The sequence below is a fragment of the Pseudomonas sp. SWI36 genome (assembly GCF_002948105.1).
Classification (GTDB): Bacteria; Pseudomonadota; Gammaproteobacteria; order Pseudomonadales; family Pseudomonadaceae; genus Aquipseudomonas; species Aquipseudomonas alloputida.
Map to the genome: position 1 here is coordinate 1481200 of NZ_CP026675.1, position 21262 is coordinate 1502461.

At 64.1% G+C, this 21262-nt stretch carries 18 protein-coding genes; 12 read left to right on the plus strand and 6 right to left on the minus strand.

Annotated elements, in window-relative coordinates:
• The first annotated feature begins 12 nt into the window (after positions 1 to 12).
• From C4Q27_RS07185 to C4Q27_RS07235, 9 genes are all read left to right on the plus strand, one after another.
• Complete coding sequence (locus C4Q27_RS07185; protein WP_104886672.1) at positions 13 to 1449, plus strand: TolC family outer membrane protein; 1437 nt, start codon at positions 13 to 15, stop codon at positions 1447 to 1449.
• Entirely contained in the window at positions 1446 to 3614 is a 2169-nt protein-coding gene (locus C4Q27_RS07190; protein ID WP_020193273.1) for a type I secretion system permease/ATPase, read from the plus strand. Before C4Q27_RS07185 ends, C4Q27_RS07190 begins: the two co-directional genes overlap by 4 nt.
• Complete coding sequence (locus C4Q27_RS07195; RefSeq protein WP_010952039.1) at positions 3611 to 4795, plus strand: HlyD family type I secretion periplasmic adaptor subunit; 1185 nt, start codon at positions 3611 to 3613, stop codon at positions 4793 to 4795. Before C4Q27_RS07190 ends, C4Q27_RS07195 begins: the two co-directional genes overlap by 4 nt.
• 517 nt (positions 4796 to 5312) lie before the next feature.
• Complete coding sequence (locus tag C4Q27_RS07205) at positions 5313 to 6212, plus strand: chemotaxis protein (RefSeq protein ID WP_104886674.1); 900 nt, start codon at positions 5313 to 5315, stop codon at positions 6210 to 6212.
• 88 nt (positions 6213 to 6300) lie between these two features.
• A complete protein-coding gene (locus C4Q27_RS07210; RefSeq protein ID WP_014589718.1) occupies positions 6301 to 6612 on the plus strand; it encodes a hypothetical protein in 312 nt (103 codons plus the stop codon).
• Complete coding sequence (locus tag C4Q27_RS07215; protein ID WP_104886675.1) at positions 6609 to 7343, plus strand: YkgJ family cysteine cluster protein; 735 nt, start codon at positions 6609 to 6611, stop codon at positions 7341 to 7343. Before C4Q27_RS07210 ends, C4Q27_RS07215 begins: the two co-directional genes overlap by 4 nt.
• A 190-nt stretch (positions 7344 to 7533) precedes the next feature.
• Positions 7534 to 7758 carry a hypothetical protein gene (locus C4Q27_RS07220; protein WP_049586405.1) on the plus strand — a complete coding sequence of 75 codons (225 nt, stop codon included), beginning with the start codon at positions 7534 to 7536 and terminating at the stop codon, positions 7756 to 7758.
• 205 nt (positions 7759 to 7963) lie between these two features.
• Complete coding sequence (locus C4Q27_RS07225; RefSeq protein WP_064492570.1) at positions 7964 to 9298, plus strand: OprD family porin; 1335 nt, start codon at positions 7964 to 7966, stop codon at positions 9296 to 9298.
• Positions 9299 to 9682: 384 nt separating this feature from the next.
• On the plus strand, positions 9683 to 11173 hold the full coding sequence (locus C4Q27_RS07235) for a sensor domain-containing diguanylate cyclase (protein ID WP_064492569.1): 1491 nt from the start codon (positions 9683 to 9685) through the stop codon (positions 11171 to 11173).
• On the opposite strand, the gene C4Q27_RS07240 is transcribed toward C4Q27_RS07235, so the two are convergent.
• The gene (locus C4Q27_RS07240; protein ID WP_020193732.1) at positions 11170 to 11646 is read right to left on the minus strand and encodes a PA2169 family four-helix-bundle protein; all 477 of its coding nucleotides are present in this window, start codon (positions 11644 to 11646) and stop codon (positions 11170 to 11172) included. The two genes, C4Q27_RS07235 and C4Q27_RS07240, sit on opposite strands and share 4 nt — an antisense overlap.
• Before the next feature lie 201 nt (positions 11647 to 11847).
• On the opposite strand from C4Q27_RS07240, the gene C4Q27_RS07245 reads away from it, so the two are divergent.
• Positions 11848 to 12069: a DUF3820 family protein gene (locus tag C4Q27_RS07245; RefSeq protein WP_003247308.1), complete on the plus strand. Its 222-nt coding sequence runs from the start codon at positions 11848 to 11850 to the stop codon at positions 12067 to 12069.
• A gap of 145 nt (positions 12070 to 12214) precedes the next feature.
• Here C4Q27_RS07245 and C4Q27_RS07250 read toward each other — a convergent pair whose 3' ends face one another.
• Genes C4Q27_RS07250 through ptsP form a run of 3 tightly spaced genes read right to left on the minus strand, consistent with a single transcriptional unit; the run spans position 12215 to position 17754 of the window.
• Positions 12215 to 13957, minus strand: coding sequence for a PTS fructose-like transporter subunit IIB (locus tag C4Q27_RS07250; RefSeq protein ID WP_064492568.1), 1743 nt, complete (start codon positions 13955 to 13957; stop codon positions 12215 to 12217).
• The gene (gene pfkB, locus C4Q27_RS07255) at positions 13954 to 14901 is read right to left on the minus strand and encodes a 1-phosphofructokinase (RefSeq protein WP_064492567.1); all 948 of its coding nucleotides are present in this window, start codon (positions 14899 to 14901) and stop codon (positions 13954 to 13956) included. Before pfkB ends, C4Q27_RS07250 begins: the two co-directional genes overlap by 4 nt.
• Positions 14902 to 17754: a phosphoenolpyruvate--protein phosphotransferase gene (gene ptsP / locus C4Q27_RS07260; protein WP_064492566.1), complete on the minus strand. Its 2853-nt coding sequence runs from the start codon at positions 17752 to 17754 to the stop codon at positions 14902 to 14904.
• A 284-nt stretch (positions 17755 to 18038) separates the two neighbouring features.
• On the opposite strand from ptsP, the gene cra reads away from it, so the two are divergent.
• Complete coding sequence (gene cra / locus C4Q27_RS07265; protein ID WP_003247312.1) at positions 18039 to 19034, plus strand: catabolite repressor/activator; 996 nt, start codon at positions 18039 to 18041, stop codon at positions 19032 to 19034.
• A gap of 2 nt (positions 19035 to 19036) precedes the next feature.
• Positions 19037 to 19813, plus strand: a complete 777-nt coding sequence (locus C4Q27_RS07270; protein ID WP_003247313.1) for a TatD family hydrolase — start codon at positions 19037 to 19039, stop codon at positions 19811 to 19813.
• 44 nt (positions 19814 to 19857) lie between these two features.
• On the opposite strand, the gene ampE is transcribed toward C4Q27_RS07270, so the two are convergent.
• Both ampE and ampD read right to left on the minus strand, forming a co-directional pair.
• The gene (gene ampE, locus C4Q27_RS07275) at positions 19858 to 20688 is read right to left on the minus strand and encodes a regulatory signaling modulator protein AmpE (RefSeq protein ID WP_010952026.1); all 831 of its coding nucleotides are present in this window, start codon (positions 20686 to 20688) and stop codon (positions 19858 to 19860) included.
• Entirely contained in the window at positions 20685 to 21257 is a 573-nt protein-coding gene (gene ampD, locus C4Q27_RS07280; protein ID WP_104886676.1) for a 1,6-anhydro-N-acetylmuramyl-L-alanine amidase AmpD, read from the minus strand. Before ampD ends, ampE begins: the two co-directional genes overlap by 4 nt.
• Positions 21258 to 21262: the final 5 nt, after the last annotated feature.

Here is a 21262-nt window from a genome sequence, read left to right on the forward strand (position 1 = left end):
TAAGGGAACTATGTGAAGCGAAGCAGTCCGCTGTCACCGCTGTTGCTGGGAGCCTTCGGGCTCCTGGCCCTGAACTTCCACCCGGTTGCCCAGGCAGCCGATGATATAGACCCCCACCTGCGCCAGATCGGGCCGTCGCTGCTACGCGATGCGCCCGAAGCGGTGCCCGCCCGCCCCCCCATCGGCATGGCCCCGGTCGCCAGTGGCGAACGGCTGAGCCTTACCGACGCAGTGCTGCAGGCAGCGCAATGGCACCCGAGCATCGCAGAGGCCATCGGCAACCTTTACAAGCAGGGCGAAGGCATCAACGTCGCCCGTGCGGGCTATTACCCACAGATTTCCGGTGGCCTGCGCACCGGTTATGACACCGGCTATGGCGGCGACCGCAATAGCCAGGCCCTGAACCTGTCGCTCAAGCAAATGCTCTATGACTTCGGCAAGGTCGACAGCGCCGTCAACGCGGCCCAGGCTGCCGCTGCCCGGGCACAGGCCAATATCCTGCTGGTGGTCGACGATCTGGCCCGCGACACAGCCTATGCCTGGATCGAGACCCGCCGCTACGAGCAACTGATGACGATTGCCCGCGACCAGATTCGCGGCGTGGGCGACATTGCCGGCATGGCCCGCCAGCGCAGCGACATGGGCGCCAGCACCCGTTCCGACGTGGTACAGGCCGAGTCGCGCGTGGAAAGCGCCCGTGCCACCCTGGAGGAGTACCAGTCGCAGTACGAGCGCTGGCGCTCGACCCTGGCGGCGCTGATGGGTCGCGTTACCCCTCCGGCACTGGCCGAGGGCTCACCCGCCGAGCTGGACCAGGCCTGCAAGCGCCCTGCTCAGGGTGATGACCGCCTGCCCGCCGTGCTGATGGCCCTGGCCCAGCGCGCACAGGGCCAGGCCGAGCTGGCCCAGGCCAAGGCGGAGGCCTACCCTACCCTGTCGTTGCAACCGCAGGTCAATCATTACCTGGACGACGACTACAACCGCGATAACGCACGGCTGGACCGCACCCAGGCGGGCATCTACCTGAACGTCGAAGTCCCCATCTACCAAGGGGGCTCCATCAGCGCCCGCACCCGCGCTGCCGGCCACGCGCTGACCGCCGCCGACTCCGCCGAAGACGCCGCACGGCTGCAGGCGCGTCGGGGCCTGGCGGAGGCCAAGGCGCAAACCTCCGGGCTGGGCCGCCGGCTGACCTCGCTGGAAGCCCGCCAGGTCAGCATTCAGGAGGCACGCATGCTCTACGGGCGTCAGTACCTGGACCTGGGCACACGGCCACTGCTCGACCTGCTCAACGCCGAGCAGGAGATCTACCAGTCACGCTTCGAACTTGCCGGCACCCGCTCCGATCTGCTGCGCCTGGATGTCGACTGCCTGTACAACACCGGCGCCCTGCGCACGGCCTTTGGCCTTGAGGGGCGCAACCTGCAAGGTGTGGAGATCCAGCCATGAGTGATTCGATCGATGTGACCCTGCCCAACCAGGCGCCCGCGCCGGAGCAGGCCGCCGCGCACCGGCCAGACCTTGGCCCCTGGCTTGAGGTGATGTTGCAGGTGGCACACCACTACCGCCTGGACGTATCACCCCAGCGTATTCGCCTGGCCGCTGCGGAGGATGCCCGCCCGTTGAATGAAATCCTCCGCCACATGGCACGTCAGGCGGGGCTGGCATTGCGCTTCGTGCACTTAGATGCCAAGGGCCTGCGGCAATGGCGCACGCCGCTGGTGCTGGAGCTGGACGATGGGCAGCTGGCGGTGGTCGAGTCGGTGACCGAAGAAGACGACCTGGCGGTGGTGTTCGCCGGTGACCAGGGCCTGACTTCGCGCCTGCCCCGCGACACCCTGAAAGGCCGTATCAACCGTGTTGCCCTGCTGCGCCCGGCCCGGCCACTGCGCGATGTGCGCACCGACGACTACACCGCGCCTTACGACCGCCACTGGTTCGCCCGCATCGTACTGCGCGACCTGCGTCCCTATGGGCAGGTGATGGTCGCGTCACTGGTGGCCAACGTGCTGGCGCTGGCCGGCGTGCTGTTCTCGATGCAGGTGTACGACCGAGTCATACCGGCCGAATCCCTGCCCACCCTCTACGTCCTGTTTGGCGGTGTGGTGTTGGCACTGGTGTTCGACTTCAGCATGCGCCTGCTGCGGCTAAAGGTGACCGACCTGCTCGGCAAGCGCGCCGACCTGCGGGTGAGCGATCTGGTCTACGGCCATGCCCTGCGCCTGCGCAACTCGGTGCGGCCCAAGTCCACCGGCTCGTTCATCTCGCAGTTGCGCGAGCTGGAGTCGATCCGCGACCTGATCACGTCCAGCACCGCCACGGTGCTGGCCGACCTGCCGTTCTTCCTGCTGTTCCTCTTCGTGTTCTGGCTGATCGGCGGCGTACTGGTGTTCATCCCGCTGGTCGCGCTGCTGGCCATGGTGTTGCCCGGGTTGCTTGCACAACGGCGCCTGGCACGGTTGGCCAATGCCTCGATGCGTGAGTCGGCGCTGCGCAACGCCATGCTGGTGGAAAGTATCCAGGGCCTGGACGAGATCAAGGCACTGCAGGCAGAGGCACGCTTCGAACGGCAGTGGAACCAGTACAACGCGGCCTGCGCGCACACCAACCTGCGCCTGCGCACCCTCACCAACGGCCTGGTGACCTGGACGCAGAACGTGCAGGGTGCCGTGTTTGCCGTGGTCATCGTGATCGGCGCACCCATGGTCATCGCCGGCGACCTCACCACGGGTAGCCTGGTGGCGGCATCCATGCTTTCGTCGCGGATGATGGCACCGCTCGCCCAGCTGACCCATGTGCTGACCCGCTGGCAGCAGGCCAAGGTCGCGCTGCAAGGCCTGGACAAGCTGATGCAGTCGCCGGTCGACCACCCCGAAGGCGAAGCCCGCGTGCACCTGCCAGCCATTCACGGCGAGTACCGCCTGCGCCAGGCCAACTTCCGCTACAGCGAAGACTACCCGCCAGTGCTGAACATTGGCCGGCTGGACATCCAGCCGGGCGAGCGCATTGCCGTGCTGGGCCGCAACGGCGCCGGCAAATCAACCTTGCTGCAGGCGCTGGGTGGGGCCATGGACCTGGTACAGGGCGAGATCAGCCTGGACGGCATCGCCATGGCCCACCTCGACCCTGCTGACCTGCGCCGTGACGTCGGCCTGCTGCCGCAGTACGCGAGGCTGTTCCACGGCACCCTGCGGGAAAACCTCACCCTCGGTGCCGGCCAGGCCAGCGACCAGGAACTGGTGGCCGCGCTGGCCGCCACTGGCGCACTGGACTTCGTCCGCCGCCTGCCCAAGGGCATGGACCACTTGATCCTCGAAGGAGGCCTGGGCTTGTCTGGCGGCCAGCGCCAAGCCCTGGTGCTGTCGCGCCTGCTGGTACGCCAGCCGCAAGTACTGCTGCTGGACGAGCCGACCGCGTCGCTGGACGACATGACCGAGCGCAAGCTGCTGGATAACCTGGAGCGCTTCTGTCAGGGCCGTACACTTGTGATCGCAACCCATCGACTGAGTGTTCTGCAGCGGGTCGACCGCATCCTGGTGCTGGACGCCGGGCGCATCGTCATCGATGACGCGCGCGATGCCGCGCTGGCCAAACTGCAGGGAGCCCAGGCATGAGCAACCATGAACTCCCGGCTTCCTACCTGGACGGGCAGGACGACCAGGCGGTGTTCCGCGCCGGCCGCATCATCACCCTCTGCGCGCTGATGCTGGCGGCGTTCCTGGCCTGGGCGGCCTGGTTCGAGGTGACCGAGGTATCCACCGGCACAGGCAAGGTCATTCCAAGTTCGCGAGAGCAGGTCATTCAGTCGTTCGAGGGCGGTATCGTCGCGCAGATGAGCGTGGCCGAAGGTGACCTGGTCGAGCGCGGCCAGGTGCTGGCCCAGCTCGACCCGACCAAGACGGCTTCCAGTGTGGGTGAAAGCGAAGCCAAGTACCGCGCTGCCAGGGCCAGCCAGGCCCGCCTGCAGGCAGAGGTGACCGGCAAGCCACTGACCTTCCCGGAGAGCCTGCGCGACTCTCCTGACCTGATCGATGCCGAAACCGCGTTGTACCAGACCCGCCGCCGCGGCCTGGAACAGACCCTGGCGGGCATTCAGGACTCGTTGCAGCTGGTGCGCAGCGAGCTGAAGATCACCGAGAACCTGGCAAAGATGGGGGCCTCCAGCCGGGTTGAAGTGATCCGCCTGAACCGCCAGCGTTCCGAGTTGGAACTCAAGGCCAACGAGGCACGCTCGGACTATCTGGTGCGCGCCCGGGAAGAACTGGCCAAGGCCAGCGCCGAAGCGGACGCCCTGTCGGAAGTGATCCGCGGGCGCAGCGACTCGCTCACCCGCCTGACCCTGCGCTCGCCGGTGCGCGGCATCGTGAAGGACATCGAGGTCAACACCCTGGGTGGCGTGGTGCAGCCTGGTGGCCAGGTGATGAAGATCGTGCCGATGGACGAACGCCTGCTGATCGAAACCCGCATCGCGCCACGGGACATCGCCTTCATTCACCCCGACCAGGCGGCCAAGGTCAAGATCAGTGCCTATGACTACTCGGTATACGGCGGGCTGGATGGCAAGGTGGTGGGCATCTCGCCGGATACCCTGCAGGACGAGGTCAAACCGGAAATCTACTACTACCGCGTGTTCATCCGCACCGAACAGGACAGCTTGCAGAACAAGGCCGGCAAGCGTTTTGCGATCGTGCCAGGGATGATTGCCACGGTGGATATCCGAACGGGCGAGAAAACCATCCTCGATTACCTGATCAAGCCGCTGAACCGAGCCAAGGAGGCCCTGCGTGAACGCTGATCCAGGCGTTTACACACCTCCCCCTGTGGGCGTGGACATGCCCGCGAACACCGGCGAAGCCGGTGCCATGTACCGCGTCGCACGCTTCGCGGGCATGCCCGCTCCCACAAGTCCACCCTAGCACTCTTGGGTAGTGGGCATCTCGCCGGACACCCTGGCCAGAATCCATCCTCGGTTACCTGTTCAAGCCGCTGAACCGGGCATCTACACACATGCCCGCTCCCACAAGGGTCCCAGGCGCTCCGGAGTAGTGGCCATCTCGCCGGACACTCTGGCCAGAATCCATCCTCGGTTACCCTTTCAAGCCGCTGAACCGGGCATTGACACACATTCCCTGTGGGAGCGGGCATGCCCGCGAACACCGGCGAAGCCGGTGCCATGTACCGCGTCGCACGCTTCGTGGGCATGCCCGCTTCCACAAGGGTCCCTAGCCCTCCTGGGTTCTGTGCAAAATGCCTAAAGCCCAACCCAAACAGGCCGATAACCGGTTATCCCCTGCTCCTCACCGAAGGTCACCATGGCCACGCAAAATGCCCGCGCGGATTCGCTATCCCTGCTGCTGTTCACCCTGCGCAGCGGCAAGCTGATGGCAATCAACCTGCTCAAGGTCAGCGAGATCATCCCCTGCCCGCCGCTGACCAAGCTGCCTGAGTCGCACCCCCACGTAAAAGGTGTGGCAACCCTGCGCGGCCACTCGCTGTCGGTCATCGACCTGTCCCGCGCCATTGGCGAACAGCCACTGGTCGACCCGCAGGGTGGCTGCCTGATCGTTACCGAGATCAGCCGCTCGCGCCAAGGCCTGCATGTACAGGCGGTCAGCCGCATCGTGCATTGCCTGAGCACCGACATCAAACCGCCGCCCTACGCCTCGGGCACCCGCTCGTTCATCACCGGTGTGACGCGCGTCGACAACACCCTGGTGCAGGTGCTGGACATCGAAAAAGTCATACACGCCATCGCCCCGCCCGTCGCCGAGCCAGTGCACAGCACCTTGAGCGAAGAAGATGCCAGCCTGCTGGCCGCCGCCAACATCCTGGTGGTGGACGACAGCCAGGTGGCCTTGCAGCAGTCGGTGCACACCCTGCGCAACCTCGGTATCGAATGCCACACCGCGCGCAGCGCCAAAGACGCCATCAATGTGCTGCTGGAGCTGCAAGGCACCGCGCAGGAGATCAACATCATCGTCTCCGACATCGAAATGAGCGAAATGGACGGCTACGCCTTCACCCGCACGCTGCGTGAAACCCCTGACTTCCAGCACCTGTACGTGCTGCTGCACACCTCGCTGGACAGTGCCATGAGCAGTGAAAAGGCGACCCAGGCCGGGGCCAATGCCATCCTTACCAAGTTCTCCTCGCCAGAGCTGACCGATTGTCTGGTGGTGGCTGCGCGTACCGTGGTGTTCGCCGAGCACTGATATATTCAGCGACAAACTCCCCGGCTTGCCGCCGGGGGTGACTCGGGCATAATTCGCGCCCCTCGCAAGAAAATTGCCGGAATCGCGTATGAAGCTTCTCAGCTCTATCTTGATCAGCTGCGCCCTCTTCAGCGGTATTGCCCAGGCCTCCAGTAGCCAGGCCTGGAACGAGCAGCGCCAGCAGATGCTCAAGGCTTGCCTGACCGCCAGCCAGTTCAAGGACGCCCATGCCCGCGGCAAGCCCGCCGAGTTCGATGACCAGGCCGGCATGAGTGCCCTGCTGATCGAAGGCGTCTACCCACAGAAACACATGCAGCAGCGCACCGGCACCGAGCTGTGCCTGTACGATCGCCAGCACCAGCGTGCGTTCGTCAGTGAATGGAGCCCGGAAGCCAAGTGACCGACCGCTTACGTTTCGGCTGTACCGGCTGCGGCAAATGCTGCACCGGCCACCATGTGCCCCTGACGCTGGCCGAAGCGCGTCGCTGGGCGGACGATGCCGGCCAGGTGGTGGTACTGATCGAGGCCTTCGTCGTGGACGGCCCCGGCATGCCGCTGGATCAGCGTGACCATGTGCTGCGACGCTCCCACCCGGTGCATTGCGGCGAGGGCGAGGCATGCGTCTCGGTGACCTTTGCTGCATTCAACCCCGGACGTTGCCGTAACCTCGACGCCAACGACCTCTGCACCATCTATGAGCAGCGCCCACTGGTCTGTCGCATCTATCCGGTAGAAATCAACCCGCATATTCCCCTGCGGCCAGACAGCAAGGACTGCCCGCCGGAGGCCTGGCAACAGGGGCCGGAGCTGATTCTCGGCACGCAACTGGTCGATGTGGAACTGCAGGCGCTGGTACAGGCTTCGCGCCAGGCCGACCGCGATGACATTGCCGCCAAGGTGGCGGTGTGCCAGGCATTGGGCATGACGACCAGTGCGCTCAAGGGTAACGGTTTTACCGCCTACTTGCCGGATATGGGGGCGTTTGCTGCGGCGCTGGCGCAGGTACAGGGGAATGAAGGGGCGCAGTGGACCTTGCATGTGCAGGATGAAGCGCTGACGGCAAGCTTGCAGGCATTGGGTTTGCGCACAACCCATGAAACCCCGGTTTATTACGCCTTTATCGGCTTCTAGCCGGCCAAGGCGGCGCCCTGTGCAGGCGCCCTAGCACGGGGCTTTCGCCGAAAGCCCCGTTGTTTCCCCCTAGGATCGTTACCTTTTGCGCAACAGTGCTTATCGCACTTCGCTCTGTTTCGAGTGCACTGAAAGGACTAACTTTACCCCTGTCCTCATTAGCACTTGCACCGCAAGAAGGTAGTTTCAAATGTCCAACAGTATGGGTATTGCCAGCGTCTTCGTCCTGTCTTCCCTGTTGTTGTCGCCCCTGGCCATGGCCGAAGAATCCCCGGCATTCGTTGCCCGTAATGCAGAGATCGCGGCTGTCCATCAAGAAGCCCGTGACGCTGTAGCCGCAAACAAGGCCGATACCGTAAAAGACGCGAAACAGACAGCTTCCAAAGTCAGCGTCGATACCAGTGCCGACAGCTGATCACGCACTGTCGCTACTCCCGTTTTCCCTTGGCTACGCCATGGGCACCCCCGGTGCCGATATGTTAGCCTTTTAAAGCCGCTGCCGATCAGCGGCTTTTTTTATGTGCTTTAACGCTCAGCCCGGCTGTAACGTGTACCTATAAAAAAGACGCACATTCAAATATAAAAACTGCCCCACCGTCAGATCCAAGGAGCTAGTACCGGTGCCTTCCGCGTTTCGTTTTACCCCGCTTTTCATTGCGTTGACTGCAACGATCCCTTTCGCCGCCCAGGCAGATGAAGACAAGGCTGATGGCTTCATCGAAGGTTCGTCCTTCAACCTGCATTTTCGTAATGCCTACTTCAACCGCGACAACCACAACGCCGGCGTGCGCGACACCCGCGAGTGGGGCCAGGGCGCGGTAGCGCGTTTCGAGTCGGGCTACACCCCAGGTGTGGTCGGCTTTGGCCTGGATGCTCATGCCATGCTGGGCCTGAAACTCGACGGCGGTGGCGGCCATGCCGGCACCAGCATCCTGCCCGAACACATCAAGGACGACGGCGAACTGGGCGCTGCCCCGCATTCGTTCTCCACTGCCGGTGCTGCGGTCAAGCTGAAAGCCTTCGACACCGAACTGAAAGCCGGTGACCTGTTCCTCACCAACCCGGTGATCGCCGGCGGTGAAACGCGCATGCTGCCGCAAACTTTCCGCGGTGTAAGCCTGACCAACACCAGCATTGATGGCCTGTTGCTCGAAGGCGGCCAGGTCAGCTTCACCCACCCGTACAACCAGAGCGGCCACCGCCGCATCGACACCTACTACGGGTCACTGGACGAGCACGACAAGAGCAAGCACCTGAACTGGGCCGGCGCGTCGTGGAGCGGTACCGAGCACATCACCGCCAACCTGTACGCCGCCGAGCTGAAGGACATCTGGAACCAGTATTACGCGGACTTCGACTACACCTATGTGGTCAATGACCTGGTCAGCCTGAACCCGGGCGTGCACTTCTATCACACCCAGGACACCGGCCAGGCCCTGCTAGGCAAGATCGACAACAACACCTACAGCGTGCACTTCACCGTCAATGCAGGCTTCCACAGCGTCACCGCCGCCTACCAGCGAGTGAACGGCAACACGCCGTTCGACTACATCAACCTGGGCGACAGCGTGTACCTGGACAACTCGCGCATGTACTCGGACTTCAACGCGCCGAACGAGCGTTCGTGGAAACTGCAGTACGGCTATGACTTCGCCGGTGTCGGCGTGCCTGGTTTGACCACCTCGCTGTCGTACTCGCGCGGCGAGGCTGACCTGACCAAGGCCACTCAGGACACCACTCACTACGACTACTACCGTGAAGATGGCAAGAACGCCATGCACTGGGAGCGCGACCTGGACGTGAAATACGTGTTCCAGGAAGGTGACCTCAAGGACTTGTCGGTGCTGGTACGCTATGCCACCCACCGCGGCAGCCAGGGTTATGCGTCGATCGACAGCAACAGCGACAACGATGAACTGCGGGTAATCGTCGATTACCCACTGAACGTGTTCTGATCTTGCGCTGCAAGCATCGCAAATAACCCTGTGGGAGCGGGTTCAACCGCGAAGAAGGCACCGCGGTGTTGGGCACCGGCTGCGCCGATGTTCGCGGGTAAACCCGCTCCTACAACGGCCTGTGTCCAATCCCCGGTGTGTGTCCACCGCAGATCAGTGTGTAGGAGCGGGTTTACCCGCGAATACCGTGGTGGCGGCAACGGTGAACGCCTGCTGGAGATTGGCCAGCAGGCCCGGCCCATTCGCGGGTAAACCCGCTCCTACAGGCGACGGCAAATCGAAAAGTACGGTACACCGTGCTTCCGTCGGACAAATCTTGTCCGACAATGCCCGCTTCCCTAGAATATCGCCGCCGCGAATGGCCCTGCCCACGCAGTAGCGAGCATGCCCACCCAATCCCCGCGTTTCGCAGTCTACAGGTCGCACCCCGAGCTGATCCTCAACCTGGGCAGTTGCCTTGCCGTGCTCGCCATCGTGGCCATCGTCAGCTACCTGCTTGCCCGCGAGCGCGAAAGTGTCGAGCAGTCGGCGGTGCGCTCGTCGAACAACATTGTGCAGCTGATCGAAAGCGACATTCTGCGCAACGTCGAACTCTACGACCAATCCCTGCAAGGCTTGATCTGGGCCGTCGGCCGCAAGGAACTGCCGGAAGTCCCCGGCCCGATACGCCAGCGCCTGCTGTTCAATGAAGCCTTCGTCGACCGCAAGCGCGGGGACGTGCTGTGGCTGGACAAGCAAGGCAATATCGTTGGCGACTCCACCAGCAGCGTGCCGCGCAAGGCCAACTTCGGCGACACCGGGGTGTTCAAGGCCCACCAGCACAATGCCAACCTCGGCTTGCTGGTGGGCCCCCCTTTCAAGGCCAAGCTTGGCGACCTGGACTGGTGTATCAGTTTCAGCCGGCGTATCTCCGGCCCCAATGGCGAGTTCGCCGGGTTGGCAGCGGGTGCGCTGCGCCTGTCGTACTTCAATGAGTTGTTCCAGCGCCTGGACATTGGCCACGACAGCAGCATCAACCTGTTCAATACCGATGGGCAGTTGCTCGTCCGCCAGCCCTACCGCGGGCAGGACCCGCTGATTGGCACCTACTACACCGAACGGCCCAATTTCAAACGCATCCTCAGTGAACAGAGCGGTAGCTTCACCGCCCGCTCCCACAGCAGCGGCAAGCTGCGCATGTTCACCTTCGCCCGGGTCGCGCAGTTGCCACTGATCGTGCTGGTGGCGCACTCGGCCGACGAGGTGTTCGAGTCCTGGCGCCGCACCGCCATTCTGGTCAGCGTCGCCACCGGCGGTCTGTGCGTGGGCATTCTCTGGCTGACTTTGCTGCTGGGCCGCGAACTGCGCCGCCGCCACGACGCCGAAGAAAACCTGGCCATGCTCGCTTCCACCGATAGCCTGACTGGCCTGGCTAACCGCCGCAGGCTGGACCATGTGCTGCGCCAGGAATGGGCCCGCGCCCAACGTAGCCGTAAGCCGCTGGCGATACTGATGGTGGACGTGGACCACTTCAAGGCATTCAACCAGCGCCATGGCCATGCCGGTGGCGACCATGCCTTGCGCGAGGTGGCCAAGGCCATCGAGGCATGCATTCGTCGCCCTGCGGACCTGGCTGCGCGCTATGGTGGGGAGGAGTTTCAGGTAGTGTTGCCGGAAACCGATCTGGCTGGGGCCCAGCTACTGGCTGAACGCATCCGCGCCAGCGTCGAGGCGCTGGCGCCGTTTGCGGATGATGCCCACGCCGTGACCGTGAGCATCGGTATAGGTCTGTCCGGCACCCAGCAGGACCTTGGCAGGCTGCTGGGTGCTGCGGACGAAGCGCTCTACCGCGCCAAGGCCAATGGCCGCAATCGGGTAGAGGGCCCGCTCGATTAGGAGCGGGCGCGAGCGGCGTTGCGCAGGGCCTTGACCTGGTCATGGTTGCGCTGCACGCCTTGCAGCTGCTTTTCCACCAGGCTGTAGGTCATGTCGCTGGCAGTGCGGCCCAGTTTCACCAGCTTCTCGCGGGCTTCCTTGTAGGCCTTGAGGGCGTGGTCCTCGCCACGCTCCACCTCATTCAGCACAGCTTCTTCGTCCTTGCCGGTGACCAACGACTTGAGGTTGACCCAGCCGCGGTGCAGGTCGCCACTGATGCTGGTAGAAGTTTCCGGATCGCCGCCCAGGCGGCGCACTTCGCTCTGCAGCTCACTGGCAGCGTTGGCGCACTCGCCCGCACGCTGGACGAAGAACGCTTTCAGTTCAGGGTTCTTCACATCATCGGCCGAGGCCTTGAAACCTTTCTCGCCATCCTTGCTGTACTCGATCAGGTCGTTGAGTACATCGATCACGTCTTTGTTGGGGTTGCTCATGGTCGAACTCCTTGGCAGGTGATAGTCCACTAGGGAATTGCAGTGTTCGTGCCACGCTTTCAAAAAATATAAATTCCTTAATATTCAATAAGTTACAAAAATGATGGCATCGGCTGTCAACGGCGTTCTGCATGATTGCCGCTTGGGGCTTCGTGCAGATTGCAGTATGGTCGGCACCTTTCCACAGCCAGGTGCGCGAAGATGAAGCCGGAAACCCTCGAACTACTGGTGACCCGCAGCATGCCGTTCGGCAAGTACCAGGGAAGGATCATTGCCGACCTGCCCGGTGACTACCTGGCGTGGTTTGCGCGCAAGGGCTTCCCGGCAGGGGAACTGGGCGGGTTGCTGGCGTTGATGCATGAGATCGATCACAACGGGCTGGGTGATCTACTGGTGCCGTTGCGGCAGAAGCATCGCCGTTGAAAGGCCAACGTGGGCTCTGTAGGGGGCCTTGTGTCGCGAAAGGGCTGCGGAGCAGCCCCAGATTTCCAGCTTCGCAACTTAGATTGCCGGGGCCGCTTTGCGGCCCTTTCGCGACACAAGGCCGCACACACAGAACGAGGTCTGCTCATACACTTTTAGCAGGCGCCACGGCCAACTCCACACGCTCGCTCTTCTTGATAACCGCATACACCACCGCTGTCACCAGGCTACCCGCCACAATCGCCAGCAGATAAAGCAACGCATGGTTGATCGCGTTGGGGATCAACAACACGAACAAGCCGCCATGCGGCGCCATCAGCTTGCAGCCAAAATACATCGACAATGCCCCGGTCAACGCACCACCGGCGATACTGGCCGGGATCACCCGTAACGGGTCCTTGGCGGCAAACGGAATTGCCCCCTCGGAGATGAAGCACAGCCCCAGCGCCAGCGCCGCCTTGCCCGCCTCGCGCTCGCTCTGGGCGAACTTGCGCCGGGCCAGGAAAGTGGCAATACCCAAACCAATCGGCGGCACCATGCCGGCGGCCATGGTCGCCGCCATTGGCGCGTAGCTCGACGAGGCCAGCAGCCCCACCGAGAACGCATAGGCGGCCTTGTTGATCGGCCCGCCAAGGTCGACGCACATCATGCCGCCCAGCAACAGCCCCAGCAGGATGGCATTGGTGGTGCCCATGCTGTCGAGGAAGTGCGTCAGGCCTTCGAGCATCGCCGCTACCGGCTGGCCAACCACGTAGATCATCACCAGCCCGGTGAACAGACTGGCCAGCAATGGAATGATAAGGATCGGCTTGAGCGCCTCCAGGCTGCTGGGCAAGCGCGCCCATCGGGCAATGGCCTTGGCGCTGTAACCGGCGAGGAAACCGGCGACGATGCCACCGATGAAGCCGGCCCCCAAGGTGCTGGCCAACAGGCCGCCGATCATGCCCGGGGCCAGCCCGGGGCGGTCGGCGATGGACCAGGCGATATAGCCTGCCAGTAGCGGAACCATCAGCTTGAAGGCAGCCTCACCGCCAATCTGCATCAACGCCGCCGGCAAGGTGCCCGCCTCTTTGTAGGCCTCGATACCGAACACGAACGACAACGCAATCAGCAAGCCGCCGGCCACCACCATCGGCAGCATGAACGACACGCCGGTCAGCAAGTGCTTGTACACACCGGTTTTCTCGCCCTTGGTCGGCGTGGTCGCCGCTGGGGCGTCGGCAGCGTTTTCCACCGTGGCTTGCGCCAGGGCTTTGTCCAGGGTAGCGCTGGCCTGCTTGAGGGCAATGCCGGTACCACAACGGTAAATACGTTTGCCGGCGAAACGTGCAGTGGGTACTTCAATGTCGGCGGCCAGCAGCACCACGTCCGCCGCAGCGATGGCCTCAGCGGACAAGGGATTGCGCGCACCGACCGAGCCCTGGGTCTCGACGGTCAACTGGTAGCCCAGTTGCTGTGCGGCTTGCTGCAAGGCTTCTGCGGCCATGAAGGTATGGGCTACGCCGGTCGGACAAGCAGTCACGGCAACGATGCGGGTACCAGCACTGCCAGCGGCGGCCGGGCCATCTGTCACTGCGGTCAGCAGCTCGGCGTTGGCCGCCGCTTCGTCGAGAAAGCCTTCGCGATCAGCCAGCGCCTGGGACGGCGTGCTTTGGTACAGGCGCTTGCCGACGAAGCGGGCCAGGTCCACCGGCCCGGTGCTGACCACAAGCACCCAGTCAGCCTCGGCGATCTGTGCGGCGCTCAGTTGCCGCTCGGGGTGTTCAGTATTCTGCACTTCGACGCTGGTGCTCCAGCCGCGACGCTGGGCGGCGGCGGACAGCAAGCGTGCACTCAGTACACTCGATACCTGGCCATTGGGGCAGGCGGTGACTATGGCAATGTTCATCGGCAACCCTCTTGTTGTTCTGTCAGTTGCACGGCCGCTTCCAACTGCGCAAGGTGCTCGCGGTCATGGATGCCGAAGCCAACCTGGGTAACGGCCTGGGCGGCGATGGCAGTGGCCCGGGTCAACGTCTGCGCAGGCGCCTCGGCCAGCAGCAGGCCGTGGACCATGCCGGCCACCAGCGAATCCCCCGCCCCCACCGTGCTGGCAACCCGCACCTTGGGTGGGCGGGCCTGCAGGGCCAGATCGCGGCTGAACCAACTGACGCCCTGCTCGCCCGCAGACACCACCACGTGTTCAACGCCACTGTCCAGCAGGCGCTTGGCGGCAGCGCGCTGTTGCGTCAGGTTATCCACAGCCAGGCCCAGCACTTCGCCCAGTTCTTCGGTATTGGGCTTGACCAACCAGGGCGCGCTTTGCAAGCCAACACGCAGGGCTTCACCACTGCTGTCCAGGACTACCTTGAGGCCTTGGGCCTTCAACCGTTCGAGCAACTGGCGGAACCAGTCGGCACTGATTCCGCGCGGCAGGCTACCGGCCACCACCACGGCATCGTGACCGGGGGCAATCTGTTCCAGCCTGTGCAGCAAGGCACTGCGTGCCGCCTCGTCGACCTCCGGGCCCTGCCCGTTGATGTCGGTCACGCGGCCATCGGCCTCGACCAGCTTGATATTGCTGCGGGTTTCGCCCGGCACACGGACAAAGCAGTCGATAAAACCGCGGCCGTCGATCAGCGCCTCGAAGGGCTGCAGATTGTCGCCCCCCAGGAAACCGCCCACGGTTACGCTGTGCCCCAGGTCGGCCAGTACCTGGGCAACGTTCAGCCCCTTGCCTGCGGCGTGACTGTGCTGCTCCTGGCTACGGTTGACCTGCCCTGGGCGCAGAGTGTCCAGGCCGATGGTGATATCCAGCGCAGGGTTGAGGGTAAGAGTGAGGATCTTGGCCATTCAGTAACGCTCCACCAGCGCGCGAACTGCTGCGGCGCTGTCCTGTTGCAGGGCCTCGCGCGCCAGGGCGCGGGCTGTCTGATGATCGGCCTGGCGAACCAGTGCCTTGACTTCGGCGATGCTGCGCGCGGAGACGCTGAGTTCGTCCACGTCCAGCCCCAGCAACACGGCCACCGCCTGCGGGTCGGCTGCCAGCTCGCCACACACGCCCACCCACTTGCCGTGGGCATGGGCGGCGCGCACGGTCATGTCGATCAGGCTCAATACCGCCGGGTGCAGGCCATCGGCCTGTGCCGAAAGGCTGGGGTGGCCACGGTCGATGGCCAAGGTGTATTGAGTCAGGTCGTTGGTGCCGATGCTGAAGAAGTCCACTTCGCGCGCCAATTGCGCTGCCAGCAGGGCCGCTGAAGGCACCTCGACCATAATGCCCAGTTGCAGGTCGGCTACCGGGATTTCTGCACGCAGGCGCTCCACCATGGCCCGAGCCTCACGCCACTCGTGCACCTGGCCAACCATCGGGAACATGATACGCAACGGGCGCTGGTCGGCGGCCCGCAGCAACGCGCGCAACTGGTCTTCCATCACTTGCGGGCGCTGCAGGGTCAAACGCACGCCGCGCACGCCGAGGAAGGGATTTTCCTCGGCAGCGATCGGCCAGTAAGGCAACGGTTTGTCGCCGCCAACATCCAGGGTGCGCACCACCAGCGGGCGCCCATCGAGGCCATCGAGCACGCGGCGGTACTCGGCTTCCTGGGTAGCCACATCCGGCGCTTGAGGGTGGGCCATGAAAATCAGTTCGGTACGCAGCAGGCCGACACCTTCGGCGCCCTGCTCCACCACCTTGGCGATGCCGTTGCTATCGCCGATGTTGGCAAACACCTCGACGGCATGCCCATCACGGGTGATGGCCGGCTCGAAGCGGTTGGCCCAGGCGGCCTGCAGGCGTTGCTCGCGCAGGTCACGCTCGGCCAGCGCCCGCTGCAGCTCATCCGCTGGCGGTGCGACGCTGACCACACCACGCTGGCCATCGAGCAGCAGCGGCGTACCACTCTCCAACAGCAGTATCGATGCACCCGCGCCGACCACTGCTGGTATGCCCAACGCCCGGGCGACGATGGCACTGTGGGCCGTGGCGCCGCCCTGGGCGGTGACAATGCCGGCAACCCGGTTGGGGTCCAGGCGGGCGACATCGGATGGACCGACTTCGGTCATCACCAGCACATAGGGTTGCTCGGGTTCAACCTGCGCCTGCACACCACACAACTGCGCCAGCACGCGGCGGCCAATATCGCGCAGGTCGGCGGCGCGCTCGGCGAGCAGCGCATCGTGCAACGCCTCTTGCTGACGGGCCGCAGCTTCGATCACGGCCATCCAGGCGGCCGCAGCGCTTTCGCCCTGGGCCAGGCGCTGTTCGGCATCGTCGGTCAGGGCCGGGTCGGCAAGCATTTCCTGGTGGGTGACGAAAATTTCGCCAATGGCCTTGTCGCTGCGCAGGACCAAAGCCTGCAGTTCGCCATTGACGGTAGCCAAGGCTTCGCGCAGTTTCTGCCGCTCCAGGGCGCAAGATTCACCCCGCAAGGGATAGTCGAACTCACGCTCGACACAGACATGCGCCGGGCCGCTGGCGATGCCGGGGGCGGCGCCCACACCCTGGATACGGCTGCCGGCCGCTGGCGCTTGCAGTACTTCGGGGACGTCATCGGCAATGGGCGCGACGCTCTGCGGTAGCGGTTCCACCTCTTCACCCAAGCCTTGTTCGATAGCAGCCAGCAGCACCGGCAAGGCATCGGCAGCGATGCTCGGTTCGGCGACCAGTTCCAGTGCCTGACCACGGCGGGCGCCGAGGCTGAGCAGCTTGCTCAGGCTCTTCACCGATACGGCTGGCTGCGCGCTATCGACCAGGCGCACACGGATTTCCCCTTCAAAGCCCTTGGCCAGTTGTGCAAGCACCTTGGCCGGTCGCGCATGCAAGCCATGTGGATTGGCCAGCACGATACGTGCGCTAGGCCAGTCCGCCGGCACTTCGCCGCCCAGCACTTCCAGCACCGCACGGCTGCTGGTGGCTTGGTAGAGCATCTGCCCACGGCCTTCGATCAGCACTTCGCACAGCCGCTCGAGCAGGGCCTCGTGAGCGGCGCCAAGGCTGGCCAGGCAGAACAGACCGTTGAGCGGCTGGTCGCGGTAACGCAGCGGCTGCTGCGGGGTGATGAAGGCGAGGCCTGGCTGACGAACCTGGCGCTCGCTGTGCAGCCACCACAGGCCCTCACCCAGCGGCAGCGGCTCGGCCTGCTGCAGCACGGCGGCAAAGCCACTGTCGACACAGTCGGCACGTTGCAGCAGGCGGGCACCGCGCCAGGCCAGTTCGTCGAAGTCTTCTGCCGGCACGTTCAGGCCGACCAGCTGCGCATCCAGCGCCAGCGCTTGGGGCGCGCCCTGCAGCAGCTTGAGCAGCGCTTCGGCAGAGCTGGCACGGCGCAAGGCTTCGGCCAGGTCGGTCTCGCCCAGCGCCCGGGTCAACAGCTGCAGCAGGCGCAGGTGTTCGTCGGAGCGGGCGGCAATACCAATGGCCAGGTAGACCATTTGCCCGTCACCCCAGTCTACCCCCTCGGGGAACTGCAGCAGGCGTACGCCGGTGGCATACACCAGGTCACGTGTTTGCGGCGTACCATGGGGAATGGCGATGCCCTGGCCAAGGAACGTGGAGCCTTGTGCCTCCCGGGCCTGCAGCCCTTGCAGGTAACCCTCGGCGACCAGACCGTCCGCAACCAGCCGATCGGCCAGAAGGCGCAACGCCTCGTCCTTGTCGGCGGCCTTCTGGCCCATGGCTATCTGCTCATTGGCGAGCTCGAGCATGACCTTCTCCTTTTGCAGTTCCCGTGCGGGTACTGGAGTATTGTTGTGAAATTCACATAAAGGGCCAGTTCAGCAGCCTTGCGCGGGTGGCAGCCGAGGCAGAAAATTCGGCAGCTGAAACGTTTAATCTGACCAGACGGCCACGTTACTCGATAATCTGCCCAGTAAAAAGCCCCATCCTGTCGGACAATTGCGACAATGGTCGTCTGCGCGTGATGCCTGTACCGGGTCAAACTACCCGGTCTGGCCTTACAGGCAGCCCCGGAAATAACAAGGAAAATTCGGTGAAACTCAGCGATATCGCCCGTCTGGCCGGTGTGTCCGTGACCACTGCCAGCTACGTCATCAATGGCAAGGCTGAACAGCAGCGCATCAGTAACAGTACTGTCGAGCGGGTACGCGCGGTGGTCGAAGCCCACGGCTTCACCCCCAACCCGCAGGCTGCTGGGCTGCGCAGCCGGCATACCCGCACCCTGGGTTTCATTCTCCCGGATCTGGAGAACCCCAGCTACGCCCGCATTGCCAAGCAACTGGAGCAAGGCGCACGCGCCCGCGGCTACCAGCTGCTGATTGCCAGCAGCGATGACCAGCCAGACAGCGAGCGCCAACTGCAGCAACTGTTCCGTGCGCGCCGATGCGACGCGCTGTTCGTTGCCAGCTGCCTGCCGCCAGAAGATGACAGCTACCGCGAGCTGCAGGACAAAGGCCTGCCGGTGATTGCCATCGACCGCCGCCTGGACCCCGCACACTTCTGCTCGGTGATCAGCGACGACCGCGATGCCAGCCGCCAGCTGGCCGCCAGCCTGCTCAGCTCGGCCCCACGCAGCATCGCCCTGATAGGCGCGCGCCCCGAGCTGTCGGTTAGCCAGGCGCGTGCCGGCGGATTCGACGAAGCCCTGCAAGGCTATACCGGCGAAGTGCGCCGCTATCAGGGCGAAGCGTTCAGCCGTGAGTGCGGCCAACGCCTGATGCAGCAACTGATCGACGACCTGGGGGGCCTGCCGGATGCTCTGGTGACCACTTCGTACGTGCTGTTGCAGGGCGTGTTCGACACCCTCCAGGCGCGCCCGGTCGACTCGCGCCAACTGCAGCTGGGCACCTTTGGCGACAACCAGTTGCTCGACTTCCTGCCGCTGCCGGTCAATGCCATGGCCCAGCAGCATGGCCAGATTGCCGCCACTGCGCTTGAACTGGCACTGGCCGCAATCGAGGAAAAACGCTATGAACCCGGCGTGCACGCCGTTGGCCGCACCTTCAAGCAACGCATCTCAGCGGCCTGAACATGCGCCTGATCGACACCCACACCCACCTGGACTTCCCCGACTTCGACGCCGACCGTCCGCGCCTGCTGGCCAACGCGGCGGCCCGTGGGCTGGAGCGGATGGTGGTGCTGGGGGTGTACCAGGCGAATTTCCAGCGCGTGTGGGAGCTGGCCTGCGCCGAGCCGCGCCTGTTCGCCGCGCTTGGCCTGCACCCGGTCTACCTCGACCAGCATCGCCCTGAGCACCTGGTGCAGTTGCGCGAGTGGCTGGAGCGCCTGCGCGACAACCCGCGGCTATGTGCCGTAGGTGAGTTTGGCCTGGACTATTACCTCGCAGACCTTGACAAGACCCGCCAGCAGGCGCTGTTCGAAGCGCAACTGCAGATGGCTTGCGACTTCGAACTACCGGCCCTGCTGCACGTGCGCCGCAGCCATGCCCAGGTGATTGCCACACTCAAGCGCTACAAGCCAGCGCGGGCGGGGGTGATTCATGCGTTTGCCGGCAGCTACGAAGAGGCCCGCGAGTACATCAAGCTGGGCTTCCTGCTTGGGTTGGGCGGTGCGGGTACCTGGCCGCAGGCGCTGCGGCTGCGCAAGACTCTGGCGCGGCTGCCACTGGACAGTGTGGTGCTGGAGACTGATGCACCGGACATGGCACCGGCGATGTACCCGGGGGTACGCAACAGCCCGGAGCATCTGCCGGAAATTGCCACGGCGCTGGCGCACGTGATGGAGCTGGATGTCGAGGTGCTGGCACAGGCCAGCACCCGCAATGCTTGCACGTTGTTTGGCTGGTGAAACTCGGGTGAACGGGATTACCGCGGGATGCGAGTGGCGCGGAATCAGACCAGCACGGTCCACAGCGCAAACCCGGCATACCACAGCACTGCACAGCGCAACAGCAATTCCCACAGGCTGTCCAGCCGCCCCAACCCACGCTGGCTGTCCTCTTCCTCGGGAATGTCATCGGCAATCCGCCCCACCCGAGCCACCAGGTGCCCGGCGCTGATGTGCCAGTTGAGCACCTCGTGCAGCATCACCCGTGTCACCGCGAGGAAGTTGCCCACCAGGGCAAAGCTCAACGCCAGCGCCCGCACCGGCAACCAGTCCATGATGTGCCGCAACTGCTCGGCACGCGCCTTCAAAGCCGGCTGCTTGCTGTGCTCACTACACAGCGCCAACAATCGATAAGCCAGCGCAGCGCCAGGGCCCAGTACGAAATACCAGAAGATCACCGCAAAAAAGCCCTGGTACACCTGCCACAGCAAGTTACCCTGCACCCGCACCAGCAAGCTGTGCGGTTCATCGGCCACCAGGCCCAGGTCGCGCTCGGCCGCGTGCAGCGCCGCCTGATCGTCCCCCCGCCGCCAGGCATCACGAAACGCCCCAAGCGATGCCTTGGCATCGCCGCGGCCCAGGCTGTAGATCAGCACCAGCAGGTGCACCGGCAACGCCAGCAGACCATAGGCCACCGGCTCCAGCACATGCAGCAGCAACACCAGCAGCGCTACCGGCGCCAACACCAGGATGGCCAACGTCCACCATGGGTGCACCTTGCCGTTGCGTTCCAGACGCACCAGTTCGCCAATAAAGAACCCGTCACGCTGCACCTGATGGCGCAGGGCCGAAAACTTCTCGACCCACAGCGCCAGCAACAACACCAGAAAACTCATGCCTTGTCCTCGTTGTGCTGCAGCGCCTGGCGGTAGCGCGACCAGTCGAAGGCCGGGCCGGGGTCGGTCTTGCGCTGCGGGGCAATGTCGCTGTGGCCCTGAATGCGGTTCAGGTCGATGGCTGGCCAGGCACTGCGGATGTGCCGGGTGAGTTGTTCCAGCACCGCATACTGGGCATCGGTATAGGGCAGGTCGTCGGTGCCTTCCAGTTCGATGCCGATGGAAAAGTCGTTACAGCCTTCGCGCCCGTCAAAGCTCGACACACCCGCATGCCAGGCACGGTCATGCAGCGACACGAACTGCGTCACCGCGCCGTCACGCTCGACGAACAGGTGCGCCGACACGGTCAGGTGGTTGATGCTGGCAAAATACGGGTGTTCATCAGGGGCCAGGCGGTTCTGGAAGAATTGCTGCACCTTGCCCGTGCCGAAACAGGCCGGGGGCAGGCTGATGTTGTGGATCACCAGCAGGGAAATCGATTCGCCTTCGGGGCGCGCATTGAAGTTCGGCGAGGGGCAGTGGGTGATTCCGATTCCGTGGAACCAGCCAGTGGCACGGTCCAATTGCATGGGCA

Bases quoted from the DNA above. Each gene is read 5' to 3' on its own strand.
- C4Q27_RS07190 (WP_020193273.1), top strand. From the start codon at position 1,446: ATGAGTGATTCGATCGATGTGACCCTGCCCAACCAGGCGCCCGCGCCG.
- C4Q27_RS07195 (WP_010952039.1), top strand. From the start codon at position 3,611: ATGAGCAACCATGAACTCCCGGCTTCCTACCTGGACGGGCAGGACGAC.
- C4Q27_RS07205 (WP_104886674.1), top strand. From the start codon at position 5,313: ATGGCCACGCAAAATGCCCGCGCGGATTCGCTATCCCTGCTGCTGTTC.
- C4Q27_RS07210 (WP_014589718.1), top strand. From the start codon at position 6,301: ATGAAGCTTCTCAGCTCTATCTTGATCAGCTGCGCCCTCTTCAGCGGT.
- C4Q27_RS07220 (WP_049586405.1), top strand. From the start codon at position 7,534: ATGTCCAACAGTATGGGTATTGCCAGCGTCTTCGTCCTGTCTTCCCTG.
- C4Q27_RS07235 (WP_064492569.1), top strand. From the start codon at position 9,683: ATGCCCACCCAATCCCCGCGTTTCGCAGTCTACAGGTCGCACCCCGAG.
- C4Q27_RS07240 (WP_020193732.1), bottom strand. From the start codon at position 11,646: ATGAGCAACCCCAACAAAGACGTGATCGATGTACTCAACGACCTGATC.
- C4Q27_RS07245 (WP_003247308.1), top strand. From the start codon at position 11,848: ATGAAGCCGGAAACCCTCGAACTACTGGTGACCCGCAGCATGCCGTTC.
- C4Q27_RS07250 (WP_064492568.1), bottom strand. From the start codon at position 13,957: ATGAACATTGCCATAGTCACCGCCTGCCCCAATGGCCAGGTATCGAGT.
- pfkB (WP_064492567.1), bottom strand. From the start codon at position 14,901: ATGGCCAAGATCCTCACTCTTACCCTCAACCCTGCGCTGGATATCACC.
- ptsP (WP_064492566.1), bottom strand. From the start codon at position 17,754: ATGCTCGAGCTCGCCAATGAGCAGATAGCCATGGGCCAGAAGGCCGCC.
- C4Q27_RS07270 (WP_003247313.1), top strand. From the start codon at position 19,037: ATGCGCCTGATCGACACCCACACCCACCTGGACTTCCCCGACTTCGAC.
- ampE (WP_010952026.1), bottom strand. From the start codon at position 20,688: ATGAGTTTTCTGGTGTTGTTGCTGGCGCTGTGGGTCGAGAAGTTTTCG.
- ampD (WP_104886676.1), bottom strand. From the start codon at position 21,257: ATGCAATTGGACCGTGCCACTGGCTGGTTCCACGGAATCGGAATCACC.